This window comes from Sporolactobacillus terrae DSM 11697, from assembly GCF_000648615.1.
Taxonomy (GTDB): Bacteria; Bacillota; Bacilli; order Bacillales; family Sporolactobacillaceae; genus Sporolactobacillus; species Sporolactobacillus terrae.
This window is the reverse complement of the sequence record NZ_JFZC01000033.1, coordinates 1-13,625: the sequence shown is the minus strand read 5'-3', so window position 1 is coordinate 13,625 and position 13,625 is coordinate 1. Positions and strand designations below refer to the sequence as shown.

Below are 13,625 nucleotides of genomic sequence, written 5' to 3'. Positions count from 1 at the left end.
GTCACATAAAAAACGACCGTTTGCTTAATTTATTGACCTTAAACCGCATTATTTTGTTACAATGTAATCATATAGAAGCAATGTGAGGTTCCATGCGAGAATGGGGGAAATTCCGTATGTTGTTATACGTTCTGGTAGGCTTGATTTTAGTAATCGTATTTCTCGTTGGTTACGGCGCTTGGATGCGAAAGCGCCTGTTCGGCGAAATTGACCGTGTTGAGGAACGAAGGGTCGAAATAATGAACCGGCCGGTGGCTGCCGAACTGTCCAAAATTAAGCAGCTGAACATGGCGGGAGATACTGAGGAAAAGTTTGATCAATGGCGCAAGGATTGGGACAATATCGTCGGCCAGTCACTGCCGAACCTTGAGGAGATGCTCTTCAATGCAGAAGAATTGACGGATAAATATCGTTTTCATAAAGCGGAACAGCAGGTTAAAGAAACCGATAAAAAGATCGACGCGATTCAAAAAAGCATTGATGAGATGATAAAAGATTTGAATCTCATCGTTGAAAGTGAAGAGAAGAACCGCACGGATATCACACCGATCAAAGAAACTTTTCATCAGATTAAAAAGGATATGATTACAAAGAGAAGCCGTTTTGACAAAACGCTTCCAGCTTTAGAACAATCGATGAAAGCCGTTGAAACGCAATTGATGAACTATGGGGCGGAAACAGAAAACGGCAATTATCTTAATGCACGTGAAATCCTCGTACATGTTCGTGAAGCTGCTGATGTTCTGGCTGATCAAATCAATCGCATTCCTGATCTCTATAAGGATCTTCGAAAAACAATTCCGGATCAAATGAAAGAACTTCGCCAAGGCAAACAAGAGATGATCGATGACGGCTATTATTTAGATCAGCTGCAAATTGATGAGCAGTTGGAAGAAATGGAGAAACACCGTCTTCTTATGGAAACGGCTGTGAACAAGCTGGACCTTGACGAAGCAGAGGATGGATTGAAGGGGATTCATGACCAGCTGGAATGGCTGTATGCACAATTGGAAAAAGAAGCGGTCAGTCGCCAAAGACTACAGGAGCTTGCACCTGCAATCGAAACCAATGTGACACGTATCGGTACAAAAATCAAGAATCTGAGCGAGGAAACCTCTGCGATTCAAGACAGTTATCATATTTCCGATGAGGATTTGAAGATGCATCATGATCTCAGCCGGTCTTTTCAAAAGATTGAAACGGTCTATGTTGAAACGCAGACCGACAAGCAGCAGGAAGCCTTCAGCGCTATTTATGAAAAATTGGAGACCATTAAATCGGATCTGTCTGAAATGGAGACGGTGGCCGATGAATTCAATCAAAAAATAAAAGCACTTCGCAAGGATGAAATGAAGGCGCGCGGTCAGGTCCAAGACCTCAAGCACCAGCTTTATGAAGCGAGACAAATCCTTTTGAAAAGTAATCTTCCCGGCGTACCGGGTTCATTTGCTTCAGCATTGCAGAAAGCAGGAGAGCAACTGAGCGCAGTAAATGCCCAGCTTGACGAAAAGCCGCTTAATATGGTGATGGTACAGAAACTGCTTGAGCAAGCCGGTCAGGATGCCGATGATGTTTGCCAGCAAACCGAGAAACTGGTGGATACGGCTAAATTTGCGGAAGAGATGATCCAATACGGAAACCGGTATCGTTCTGATGATGCTGAGATTGACCAAGCGTTAAAAAAAGCAGAGCAGCATTTCAGAAATTATGACTACCAGTCGGCTGTCGAAACGGCTGTTCATGCCATCGAAAAAAGAGAACCGAAAATTCTGAAGCGCACAGAGCTGTATGAAAACCAAGAAGCAAATTGAAGGAAATGCATGAACGATTTTATAGAAAAATTGCATCTTAATGTACAAGAAGGAAATACTCATGCTAAGATTCAAATAAAATGGGCAATGGAGAGAATAGCTATTTTATTAATGAACTGAGCTTTTCTGAAAGGAGTTCCCTTGTTTTCATGATCTATTTAGATAATAGTGCGACAACGAAGCCGTATGCTGAGGTGCTTGACACCTACCGTACGGTTTCTGAACAATTTTTTGCTAATCCGTCATCGCTTCACAGTCTTGGTGGGAAAAGCGAGCAGTTGCTTACGCGGTCTCGTGAACAAGCAGCTGCACTGCTTGGGGTTGAACCGGGAGAGATTGTGTTTACTTCCGGAGGCACGGAAGGTAATAACTTGGCGATTAAAGGCGCGGCCTTTGCGTATCGAAAACGCGGCAAGCATTTGATTACGACGGCGATTGAACATGCTTCAGCAGGTGGTGCGTTCACGCAGCTGGAGTCGCTTGGCTTTGACGTGACGTACTTGCCTGTTGACCGTGACGGGCGTGTTTCATTTGAACAGTTTAAACAAGCCTATCGCGATGATACGATTCTTGTTTCGCTGATGCATGTGAATAATGAGGTCGGAACGGTACAGCCGGTTAAAGAAATTGCCGCTTTTTTAAGTGATAAGCCGAAAACGGTCTTTCATGTCGATCATGTTCAGGGTTTCTCTAAAGTACCTCTGCAACTCGCGGAAAGCGGGATTGATCTGTGCACTATCTCCGGTCACAAATTCCATGGACCAAAGGGAACCGGACTTCTTTATGTTCGACAAGGCACTGTGCTGTCGCCGCTTTTTGCCGGCGGCGGTCAGGAACAGCAGCGCCGATCAGGAACCGAGAATCTTCCGGGCATTTGCGGCATGGTTAAGGCACTGCGCATCACGCGCGAACATCAAAACGAAGGCATCTGCCATTTACAAAAACTGCAAAACCAGCTGTTTGAGGGATTGCGGAACATTGATGGTGCCGTTATTCATACACCGGTCGAGCATTCCGCTCCAAGTATTGTCAACGTTGCGCTGCGCGGCGTTAAATCAGAAGTACTCGTTCACGCACTGGAAAAAGACGAGATCTATGTCTCAACGAAGTCGGCATGTTCGTCAAAAGAAAATAAGGCAAGTGCGGTGTTAACGGCGATGGGTATCTCGGATGAAGAAGCAGAGCAAACCATCCGGATCAGTCTGGCCTATGAGACAACAGAACAAGACATTGCCGTATTCTTAAAAAAACTGGCTGAAAGAGTCGGTCAGCTAAAGATAGTGATGAGGTGAATCAGGTGATTTATGATTATTTAGTGGTTCGCTTTGGTGAAATCACGTTGAAAGGCAAGAATAAAAAACAATTTGTCGTGAAATTGGAAAATGATGTGCGCGACAAATTACGCAAATTTGCATCGCTTGAGATTAAACGTCATTTTGATGACTTGGAAATAAAACTAAATCATGAAACAGCCGACGATGTGCTCGCTGTTCTGAAGAAAGTTTTTGGCATCCAAAACATTTGGCCGGCGATTAAAGTTGGGACCGACATCGAAGCCATTCGCGAAGGTGTACTCCGCATTGCCAATCAGGAAAAAAGTGCCGAAACGTTCAAAATCGCTGCCCGGCGAAAAGATAAGCGCTATCCGATTCATGGCAGCGAACTCAATCAGGATCTCGGCGGCACGGTGCTGAAACATTGCGACTGGCTGCATGTTGATGTCCATGATCCCGATCTCCGCATCAGGGTTGATGTCGGGTATCATGAGACGCATATTTATGGGAAAGAAGTCCAAGGCGCAGGCGGTCTTCCGGTTGGCGCAAGCGGAAAGGTCATGCTGCTTTTGTCCGGAGGAATCGACAGCCCAGTAGCAGCATACCTCGTTGCGAAACGTGGTGCGATCGTTGAAGCGGTTCACTTCCAAAGCCCGCCGTATACAAGCGATCGTGCCAAACAAAAGGTTATTGATTTAGCGAAGAAGTTAAGGGAATACGGAGGCAAGTTTGTACTGCACCTTGTTCCGTTCACAGAGGCGCAAGTTGCGATAAGAGATGCAGTTCCCGAAGATTACCGAATCACGATTATGCGCCGTCTGATGTTCCGTATTGCGGAAAAGCAGGCAGCTCAGCGCGGTGCATTGGCACTTGCTACCGGTGAAAGCTTGGGGCAAGTAGCCAGTCAAACGCTGGAGAGTATGAATACGATTAATGCGGTAACTAATCTTCCTATCCTTCGCCCACTGATCACGATGGACAAGATTGATATTGCAAAAATTGCAAAGGAAATCGATACGTATGAGATTTCGATTCGCCCTTATGAGGACTGCTGTACCATCTTCTTGCCAAAAGCCCCGCGTACACGGCCGGATCGTAACCATGCGGCACGTTTTGAACAGAAACTGGATGTTGACGCGCTGGTTCGTGAAGCGGTTGACGGGATTGAAACCATCGTGATTGATGAGGATGCCCAGGAAGATGTACTCAGTCAGTTACTGTGATTCCGTACCGGTTTAAGCCGGTACAAATACACAAAATGCTTTAGAAAAAATTACCATCCCTCCTTGTGTATGTAGACCACTGAGTCTGCACAATATAATGGCACAAGGAGGTGAGAGACATGGCAGAAAATAATAGCAACCAGATCCTTGTTCCAGGTGCAGAAAAAGCGCTTGAACAAATGAAAACCGAAATCGCTTCTGAATTTGGTGTACAACTTGGTCCTGACACGACCTCACGTGCTAACGGTTCCGTTGGTGGTGAAATTACGAAACGTCTCGTTGCAACGGCGCAACAGCAGCTTGGCGGCAAATACTAATTTGAATATCGCGTGAAAAAGGACAGCTTCGGCTGTCCTTTTTTGCAGGAAAAGAGAGTAATATTTTACCCTGTCTTCAAGCCGATAGATCTAGACCAAGAATCAAAGCGTAGGTGCTCTGGTGCCCGCGGCAAGCGAGCAACCGAAGCGACGATTCAGCACCGAAAAGGCAGGAGACCATCATACATGTATGAAGGAACTTTCCTAAAGGACCTTTCGCTAATTTAAAGGACCTTTCGCTAAGTGCGCATACGTCCTGTATGCAACGCGAAAGTCATCACATCCTGCGGAAGTAAGGACTGGGCGTTTTTTGCCCGGTTTTTCTTACAGGATAAGAAAGTATATGATTTTGACCTGTCTTCAAACCAATAGCCCAGTGTCTTGGCCGAGAAACAAAGCGGAGGTGCGAGACGCCTGCGGGAACAGCGTGCCAGCGAGACCCCGCAGATACCTACCTGTCTGAGGAGGCTCGCGGTGCGCCCGCGGCAAGCGAGTAACCGAAGCGGCGATTCAGCACCGAAAAGACACTAGTCCATCACACATGGTTGGAGATTAAGGACCGGGCGTTTTTTGCCCGGTTTTTCTTAATGTTCTGGATTTTGAGAGATTTTCTATTGACTAATGGCAGAAATTCCGCTAAAATACACGTTACATACTTTACTATGCTAATGAGATAAAGCGACTTTCCTTTTATGATAAAATACATAATAAAAAGGTACTGCGAGAAGGAGAAAAACATGATGTCCCAACCCTATATGTTTGAAAAACCGCTTGGGCTGCGTGATACACTGCCACAAGCTCAAAAAGAAATCTCCCGATTAGAAATGATTTTTCAACGTGAATTGCAGCGTTGGGGTTACGATTTTATTAAAACACCGGCTTTGGAATATGCAGAAACCATTGGTCGTGCTTCAGCGATTGCCGATAACCGTCTGTTTAAATTTTTAGATGCGGAAGGACATCCGGTCGTTTTACGTCCGGATATGACAACCCCCATTGCACGGATTGCTGCATCCAGTTTGCGGGAAGAACCGCTGCCGCTTCGTTTGGCGTATACAGCAGATCTTTACCGGAGCCAGCGCAAAGAAGGCGGACATCCGAGCGAATTCGAACAGACCGGTGCCGAATTAATCGGCGATGCAACCCCTTATGCAGATGTAGAGGTCATTTCCTTAATGATGAGCTTGCTTGAGAAAAGCGGATTGGCATCCGTGCGCTTGGCGGTTGGTCATGTCGGATTCGTGAATGCTTTTTTCTATGATATGGTTAAAGACAAAGCGATTGTGAATCATTTACGTAATCTGCTGTACAGCAAGAATGATGTTGGTTTTCACGACTATGTAGCGACGCTTCACGTCACGCGCGAAGTTGCTTCTCTATTGAATAGCTTCGTTGACTCAAGACGAATGAACAATGCGGAGACGCTTCAATTTTTGGAACGATTGGCGGGTACGTCTTCGACTCCGGTTCACTCCTATTATCAAAATATTACGGAACTCATTCATTTGTTGAAGTTAGATAATCTCGACGCACAGATTGATCTTGATATCACGCTTGTGCCTCATCTGAGTTATTACACCGGTTTTGTTTTCCAAGGTTTCGGTGGTAAGCTTGGCTTTCCGGTAGCAAGCGGAGGTCGGTATGATGACTTGCTGGCAAAATTTAATCGACCATGTCCGGCTACCGGATTTGGCATTCGTTTGGACCGGCTGATGAGTGCCATAACCATGCCTGCGGCAGAACATGAAAAGAAATGTGCGGTCATCTACGACCGTGAGAATGCCGGCAACGCCATGCGCTACGCCGCAGAAGAACGTGAGAAGGGGCGATCGGTCGTTCTGCAGCATGCAGAAGGTATCGACACACTGGAAACATTTGAACAGCAATTTGAATCGGTTACTTATTTTCTTGAGAGAACGGAGACTGAAGAATGAATGACTCACTTATAACGATTGCTATGCCTAAAGGACGAATATTCGGCGATGCTTGCAGACTGCTGAGAAATGCCGGTTTTCGGCTTCCGGAAACATTTGAAACAACGCGAAAGCTGATCTTTGATCTTGAATCCGAACCGTTCCGTTTTATTCTTGCCAAACCGGTTGATGTACCAACCTATGTTGAGTATGGTGCGGCCGATATCGGCATTGCAGGGAAAGACGTTTTGCTTGAAAGTGGAAGAGATGTATACGAAATGGTAGATCTTGGGATCAGTAAATGTCATATGGCCGTTGCCGGATTGCCAAAGCATCAAAGCCGTCGGCCGTTTTTAAAGATTGCCACGAAATATCCGAACATTGCTTCGGACTTCTATCGCAAACGCGGCGAACAAGTGGATCTTATTGCATTGAACGGCTCGATTGAGCTGGCACCCATTGTCGGTCTCGCCGATGCAATTGTCGATATTGTATCTACCGGACAGACGCTGAAAGAAAACGGTCTGATCGAATATGACCGGCTATTGGACGTCAGCTCACGGCTTGTTGTGAATCCGGTCAGCTACCGATTAAAAAAAGGACTGATTGATCAAATCGTTGAAAAAATGATCAAAGCAACGGAGGGGACCAAGGTTGGAATGGATTAAAGACGGGAATTTGGACTTTTTGAAAAAAAGAAAAGTTGAAGCAAGAGAAGATGCGCAGAAATCGGTTGCGGAAATTATGAATCGTGTGAAAAGCGGCGGCGATGAAGCGCTGAAGGCATTTACGAAGCAATTTGACGGCATTGCACTGGAAGCGATACAAGTAACGGAAGATCAGATGACTGCCGCCGCTGCGCGTGTACCGAAACCGGTTCTTCAAGCGATCAAGCAAGCTGCGCGTAATATTCGTGCTTTTCACGAAAAACAGATCCCTCAATCATGGACGGAAACCGTGGACCAAGGTGTCGTTCTTGGTCAAAAAGTGACACCGCTGGACTCGGTTGGTGTTTATGTACCCGGCGGAACGGCTTGTTATCCCTCATCCGTTCTGATGGGCGCAATTCCGGCACTGGTCGCCGGCGTGAAACGGGTTGTACTGGTATCCCCGCCACAGAAAAACGGCTTAATCGCTGACGGTGTACTGGCTGCTGCACATGAGATCGGTATTCATGAAATCTATCAAGTCGGCGGTGCCCAAGCAATCGCAGCACTTGCCTACGGTACCGAATCGATACGTTCGGTAAATAAAATTGTTGGACCGGGGAACCTTTACGTGATGCTCGCCAAGAAATATGTATTCGGCGATGTAGCGATTGACAGTCTTGCTGGTCCAAGTGAAATTGCCGTTGTTGCAGATGATTCTGCGAATCCGTCATGGGTGGCCGCCGACTTGCTGTCTCAAGCAGAACATGATCGTTTGTCAATGCCGGTACTTGTTACCGATTCAGAGCCATTCGGCCGACAAGTGGAGCAGGAAGTTGAAAAGCAGTTAAAAGAACTTCCGCGCGAAGCCATTGCTTCAGAGTCAGCGAATAAACAAGGGAAAATCATCTTGACTGCCAATCTGCAGCAGGCTGCCGACGTCATTAATCAAATTGCTCCGGAACATTTAGAACTGGCGACACGGGAACCTAAGGAAGTATTGAAATTTGTTCGGAACGCCGGTGCAATTTTCCTTGGAAAATACAGTTCTGAACCGGTAGGCGACTATTTTGCCGGTCCGAACCACATCATTCCGACGAATGGTTCGGCACGCTATGCGAGTCCGCTGGGTGTGGAGAGCTTCATCAAACGCTCGAGCATCATCGAGTACAGTGATGAGGCGCTGCAAGCAAACGGACAAGCTATTGCCGCATTCGCGCGATTTGAAGGATTGGAAGGCCATGCACGAGCAGTTGAAAAACGGATGAAGGGTGCTGTCATTCATGAGTAATCGAACAGGATTTGTGGAACGTAATACATTTGAGACACAGATTAAATTAAAATTTGCGATCGACGGCAGCGGTGAATCGCATCTGGAAACCGGTGTACCTTTTTTAACGCATATGCTGACACTGTTTAGCAAACACGGCTTGTTTTCTTTGGACGTTGAGGCCCATGGGGATACCGACGTCGATGATCACCACACGACCGAAGATATCGGTATTTGTCTTGGCAAAGCAATCAGGCAGGCCGTGGGAGATAAAAAGGGAATCAATCGGTACGGTTATGCAGTTGTCCCGATGGATGAGGCCTTGTCTGAAGTTGCTATCGATTTAAGTGGGCGTCCTTATTTCGTATTTAACGGAAACTTTCCTTCTGAAAAAGTCGGTACCTTTGATACGGAACTTGTAAAGGAATTTCTCGATAAACTGTGCATCGAAGCGCAGATGAACCTTCATGTGACCGTACGCTACGGAGAAAATACGCACCACATGATCGAATCGGTATTTAAAGCGCTTGGCCGTGCCCTTGACGCGGCGACTGTACAAAATCCAAGAATTCAAGGGGTTCTGTCAACGAAAGGAACGCTGTGATGATCGGAATCGTAGATTATGGCATGGGCAACCTTTACAGCCTCAGCCAAGCATTGGAAAGATTGGAACAACCCTATGTGATCAGTGATGATCCGAGCGAGTTGGACAAGTCCGACGGTTTAATTCTTCCCGGTGTCGGTGCCTTTAAGGATGCGATGGGACTGCTCAATCAGAAAAAATTGAGCGATTACCTTAGCGCATATGCTGAGAAAAAGCCGCTGCTCGGAATCTGCCTTGGTATGCAGCTTTTATTTGATGAAAGCGAGGAAGGCGTCCCGACTAAGGGACTTGGCTTAATTGCTGGTCGTGTGGTTCGTTTTTCCGGAATTTCTGAAAAAGGGGGACGCTACAAAGTCCCCCATATGGGATGGAATACCTTGACCTTCGTCACTCCTGATTCAGTGCTTCTGAACGGGTTGAAACCGGATTACGCCTATTTTGTGCACTCGTACCGTGCCAAGCTTACGGATCGTTCGGCGCTGATTGCTGTTGCCGATTACGATGGTGAAGTTCCGGCCGTTGTTGGCAAGGGCCGTGTTTTTGGTACCCAGTTTCATCCTGAAAAGAGCGGGGCATTCGGCCAGGCACTTCTCAAAAATTACGTGCAGTTCGTGCACCAAGATAATAAAGGCGACACTTGTGATTTAGAAAAGGGGAAATGTTGATGTTTACCGTATTTCCGGCAATTGATCTCATTGATGGCAAATGCGTCCGTCTGTTTCAGGGCGATTACGACCAGTCGACGGTCTATGGAGAGGATCCCATCCAAGTCGCGCGTTCCTTTTTTGATCAGGGTGCGGAGTGGCTGCATGTCGTCGATCTTGACGGTGCCAAAGCGGGGCATCCGCTGAACCAAGAACTGATCGCACGTATGGCTCAAGAAGTGCCGATTAATATTGAAATTGGCGGGGGCATTCGTTCCATGGATTCGGTAGAATGGTATTTGGAAAAAGGAATTAAGCGTGTGATTCTCGGGAGTTCGGCAATCAGCGATCCGGACTTTTGTAAAAAAGTGCTTCAACGCTATCCAAATGCGGTTGCTATAGGTTTGGATGTAAAAAAAGGCAAAGTTGCTGTACGCGGCTGGCTCGAAGTGTCCGATTTAAGTGCTGCTGAATTGGCTAAACAGCTGATTCAAGAAGGCGCTGAGCAATTTATCTATACCGATATTTCGCGCGACGGTGCTCTTAAAGGCGCAAATGTTGCAGCGGCGGAACAGCTTGCCGAAGAAATCGGAAAACCGGTGGTAGTTTCCGGCGGAGTCACGACGCTGGATGAAATCAAAAAGATGATCGGCAATCACAAAGTGAGCGGAGCGATCATCGGTAAAGCACTTTACACGAAACAGATCGCGTTAAGCGATGTGTTGAAGGCGGTGAACGACTGATGTTGGCCAAACGAATTATTCCATGTCTGGACGTCAAGGACGGCCGTGTTGTAAAAGGCAAACAGTTCGTGCAACTGCGCGACGCAGGAGATCCTGTGGAACTGGCGATGTTTTATAATCGTGAAGGGGCCGATGAACTGGTCTTTCTTGACATATCTGCTTCGAATGAAGGCAGAAACACCATGGTTGAAGTCGTCAAACAAGTTGCCGCCAAACTCAACATTCCTTTTACGGTTGGCGGTGGGATTCGAACATTGGAAAATATCAAAACACTGCTTCGCGCCGGTGCAGACAAGGTCTCCCTGAACAGCTCAGCAGTAGCGAATCCTCGGCTAATTAAAGAAGGGGCCGATTTTTTCGGCAATCAGTGTATTGTCTGTGCGATTGATGCCAGGTGGGATTCGCAATCAGCTACATACAAGGTCTATACACATGGCGGACAAAAGGAAACCGAACTTGATGCTGTCGAATGGGCAAAAAAGGCGGTTTCCCTAGGTGCGGGAGAAATCCTGCTCACCAGTATGGATCAAGATGGTGAGAAAAATGGATTTGAATTGAAGCTGACGCGAAAGATTAGCGAAGCAGTCGATGTTCCAGTCATTGCTTCCGGCGGAGCAGGCAAAGCCGAGGATTTTCTCGATGCATTTGAATCAGGCAAGGCAGATGCAGCACTCGCCGCATCCATTTTCCATTACAAAGAAACATCCGTTGCAAAGGTGAAATCGTTTTTAAAACAAAAAGGAGTGGCAATACGATGAATGCAGAAACACTAAAGTATAACGAGCAAGGATTGATTCCAGCCATTGTACAAGACGCGCAGAGCAAGGAAATCCTAATGATGGCTTATATGAATAAGGAATCGATTAATAAATCGCTGGAGAGCGGCGAAACATGGTTCTACAGCCGTTCACGTCAGGAACTCTGGCACAAGGGCGCAACCTCGGGTAATACTCAGAAGATCGTTGACTGGGCGGTTGACTGCGATTCAGACACTTTGCTGATTAAAGTGAAACCGGCTGGACCTGCCTGCCACACAGGCAAGTACAGTTGTTTTGTTCCGGAAAAAACTGACAAGCAGGAAGCTGAAACGGTAGGATCCGCTCGCTATGAAATCCTTGCTGAACTGGAACACGTGATTGCAAAGCGCGAGGCAGAACGTCCGGAAGGCACCTATACAACGTATCTGTTTAACGAAGGCATTGACAAGATTTTGAAGAAAATCGGTGAAGAAACTTCCGAAGTAATCATCGCTGCCAAGAATCATTCCATTGCAGAACTGGAATGGGAAGTATCTGATGTGGTCTATCACACACTGGTTATGCTGCGTGAACAAGGCGTCGGCTTTGACCGCGTGCTTCGTGTGCTTGAACAGCGTCACCGTGACAAGAGCGAATTTCAGCGGGAAAAAGCAAAAGATCTTGGCTTATAATGCATTTATAAATATCGGCCCGAGAGCAATCTGTCTCTCGGGTTTTTGTATGTTTTGAACTATTTTTCGAATACTAGAAAGTATAAAGGGTACAAAAAAGGAGCGTTTGATGGTGCGCCTGTTCATTGTCTTGTCAGGGTTAAGTGTTGGACTTTTGATTCTATTGGTCCTATTTATTTTAAAAAGTACGCTGACACTGCGCGTCAAGTATCTGATCGGCGTGCACCATTTCGAGTGGAAGGCTGATCTGTACCTTGGGCGGAAGAAAATTTTTACATTTCACTCCGAAACGCCAAGAAAGAAACCACGTGGGAATCCCTCCTCTAAAAAAAATGAAAACAAGACCATTTCCCAAAATGACGAAAAACAAACGACAGACCGTGCGGCGTTCCTTTATCAACAATTGGAAAAAGGCGTTGATTTTCTTCGTACGGGACAGCGAGGCCAATCTATTCAAATGACTCATGTTGTGTGGGTGACGACATGCGGAACCGGAGATGCCGCGGAAACGGCTATGCTTTGCGGATTGATTTGGGCAGTTAAAGCGTCGCTATTGCCTTGGGTGAACGCAATGAGCGCTGATCATCCGCGGATCAATGTTGTTCCGGCTTACCAAAGAAAATGTTTGAACTCAGCCTTGTCGTGCATGTTTCAGATGCGGTTCGGAGACGCTATAGCTATGATCAGGAAATTAAGGAGCCAATTGAAAGAGGGGTAACTATGGCAGATCATCCGATACAAGGGTTGATGAAGACTGCACTCGAAAGCCTGCAGTCCATGGTGGACGTAGGCACGATTGTCGGAGATCCGATTGAAACAGAAGACGGACATACCATCATCACTTTGTCAAAGGTCGGTTTCGGTTTTGTTGCTGGCGGCAGCGAGTTCAATACAAAGAATGAAAATCCGGATGAAGATCCAACGGAAGAGACCGAAGCCTATCTTCCATTCGGCGGCGGTACTGGCGGCGGTGTGTCGATTACACCGATTGCTTTTTTGATCATTGGCGATGAAGGTGTAAAGACGATTCATCTCGACAATAACACGCATTTGTATGAACGACTGATCGATTTGGCACCGCAAACGATTGAGCGTATTAAAGAAATCCTTGAAAAAAGCGGTTCAGGAAACAGTTCAAAGCGGAAAAAACGCCGCAGTGAATGGAACGACGAAGAATAACGCGATTAACTGAACAAAACATGAGAGTGCATCTTAAAAGTCTGCTGCTGACTTTGGGATGCCTCTTCTTTTATATTTATAACCCGCTTGAGTGGCGCGGACACCGCATCCTGCGGAAGTACATCCTGTGCACAACGCGGAATTAAATAGACGGAAAAATTCCCCTTATATACCTCTGAAATGAGCGCTACTCTGCATATAGCCGAAAAATCTCCGCTTATTTTTACTTAATTAAGGATCAGAATGCTTAATGAAACAGAAGTGAGGGGGATGAGGATCATTTTTTTTATTATTTCAATAATGTCCAAGCCCCCCCTCATTTAGATACTTGGGCGCCTGCGGGATCGCGCCTTGTTGATGCGTGCCGGCGCGACCCCGCAGATTCTTGCCCTGTCTGAGGAGGCTCGCGGTGCGCCCGCGGCAAGCGAGTAACCGAAGCGACGATTCAGCACCGAAAAGACACGAATCCATCACACATGTATGAAGGAACTTTCCTAAAGGAACTTTCCTAAAGGAACTTTCGCTAAGTGCGCATACGTCCTGTATGCAACGCGAAAGTCATCACATCCTG

At 46.7% G+C, this 13,625-nt stretch carries 14 protein-coding genes; all 14 read left to right on the top strand.

Annotation, left to right across the window (positions count from 1 at the left end; translation table 11 throughout):
- Positions 1-116 precede the first annotated feature (116 nt).
- The 14 genes from ezrA to ytfJ all read left to right on the top strand — a co-directional run bounded on the left by ezrA (position 117) and on the right by ytfJ (position 13,054).
- A complete protein-coding gene (gene ezrA / locus AA84_RS0105375) occupies positions 117-1,811 on the top strand; it encodes a septation ring formation regulator EzrA (protein ID WP_028976361.1) in 1,695 nt (564 codons plus the stop codon).
- Between the two features lie 149 nt (positions 1,812-1,960).
- Complete coding sequence (locus AA84_RS0105365; RefSeq protein ID WP_028976360.1) at positions 1,961-3,103, top strand: cysteine desulfurase family protein; 1,143 nt, start codon at positions 1,961-1,963, stop codon at positions 3,101-3,103.
- Between the two features lie 5 nt (positions 3,104-3,108).
- Positions 3,109-4,308 (top strand): tRNA uracil 4-sulfurtransferase ThiI, encoded by a 1,200-nt coding sequence (thiI, locus tag AA84_RS0105360; RefSeq protein WP_028976359.1) that lies wholly within the window; start codon positions 3,109-3,111, stop codon positions 4,306-4,308.
- 119 nt (positions 4,309-4,427) lie between these two features.
- Positions 4,428-4,625, top strand: a complete 198-nt coding sequence (locus AA84_RS0105355) for an alpha/beta-type small acid-soluble spore protein (RefSeq protein WP_028976358.1) — start codon at positions 4,428-4,430, stop codon at positions 4,623-4,625.
- A 740-nt stretch (positions 4,626-5,365) separates the two neighbouring features.
- A complete protein-coding gene (locus tag AA84_RS0105345) occupies positions 5,366-6,559 on the top strand; it encodes an ATP phosphoribosyltransferase regulatory subunit (RefSeq protein WP_037563053.1) in 1,194 nt (397 codons plus the stop codon).
- Positions 6,556-7,206: an ATP phosphoribosyltransferase gene (gene hisG / locus AA84_RS0105340; RefSeq protein WP_028976355.1), complete on the top strand. Its 651-nt coding sequence runs from the start codon at positions 6,556-6,558 to the stop codon at positions 7,204-7,206. The genes AA84_RS0105345 and hisG overlap by 4 nt, the downstream gene beginning before the upstream one ends.
- On the top strand, positions 7,193-8,476 hold the full coding sequence (hisD, locus tag AA84_RS0105335; protein ID WP_028976354.1) for a histidinol dehydrogenase: 1,284 nt from the start codon (positions 7,193-7,195) through the stop codon (positions 8,474-8,476). Before hisG ends, hisD begins: the two co-directional genes overlap by 14 nt.
- Positions 8,469-9,059 carry an imidazoleglycerol-phosphate dehydratase HisB gene (gene hisB / locus AA84_RS0105330; protein ID WP_028976353.1) on the top strand — a complete coding sequence of 197 codons (591 nt, stop codon included), beginning with the start codon at positions 8,469-8,471 and terminating at the stop codon, positions 9,057-9,059. Before hisD ends, hisB begins: the two co-directional genes overlap by 8 nt.
- Positions 9,059-9,724 (top strand): imidazole glycerol phosphate synthase subunit HisH, encoded by a 666-nt coding sequence (gene hisH, locus AA84_RS0105325; RefSeq protein WP_028976352.1) that lies wholly within the window; start codon positions 9,059-9,061, stop codon positions 9,722-9,724. The genes hisB and hisH overlap by 1 nt, the downstream gene beginning before the upstream one ends.
- Positions 9,718-10,446, top strand: coding sequence for a 1-(5-phosphoribosyl)-5-[(5-phosphoribosylamino)methylideneamino]imidazole-4-carboxamide isomerase (gene hisA / locus AA84_RS0105320; RefSeq protein ID WP_028976351.1), 729 nt, complete (start codon positions 9,718-9,720; stop codon positions 10,444-10,446). Before hisH ends, hisA begins: the two co-directional genes overlap by 7 nt.
- Positions 10,446-11,204 (top strand): imidazole glycerol phosphate synthase subunit HisF, encoded by a 759-nt coding sequence (gene hisF / locus AA84_RS0105315; RefSeq protein WP_028976350.1) that lies wholly within the window; start codon positions 10,446-10,448, stop codon positions 11,202-11,204. The genes hisA and hisF overlap by 1 nt, the downstream gene beginning before the upstream one ends.
- Positions 11,201-11,875, top strand: a complete 675-nt coding sequence (gene hisIE / locus AA84_RS0105310; RefSeq protein ID WP_028976349.1) for a bifunctional phosphoribosyl-AMP cyclohydrolase/phosphoribosyl-ATP diphosphatase HisIE — start codon at positions 11,201-11,203, stop codon at positions 11,873-11,875. The genes hisF and hisIE overlap by 4 nt, the downstream gene beginning before the upstream one ends.
- A gap of 112 nt (positions 11,876-11,987) precedes the next feature.
- On the top strand, positions 11,988-12,593 hold the full coding sequence (locus tag AA84_RS0105305) for a DUF2953 domain-containing protein (RefSeq protein WP_160168697.1): 606 nt from the start codon (positions 11,988-11,990) through the stop codon (positions 12,591-12,593).
- A gap of 2 nt (positions 12,594-12,595) precedes the next feature.
- Entirely contained in the window at positions 12,596-13,054 is a 459-nt protein-coding gene (gene ytfJ / locus AA84_RS0105300) for a GerW family sporulation protein (RefSeq protein ID WP_028976347.1), read from the top strand.
- Positions 13,055-13,625: the final 571 nt, after the last annotated feature.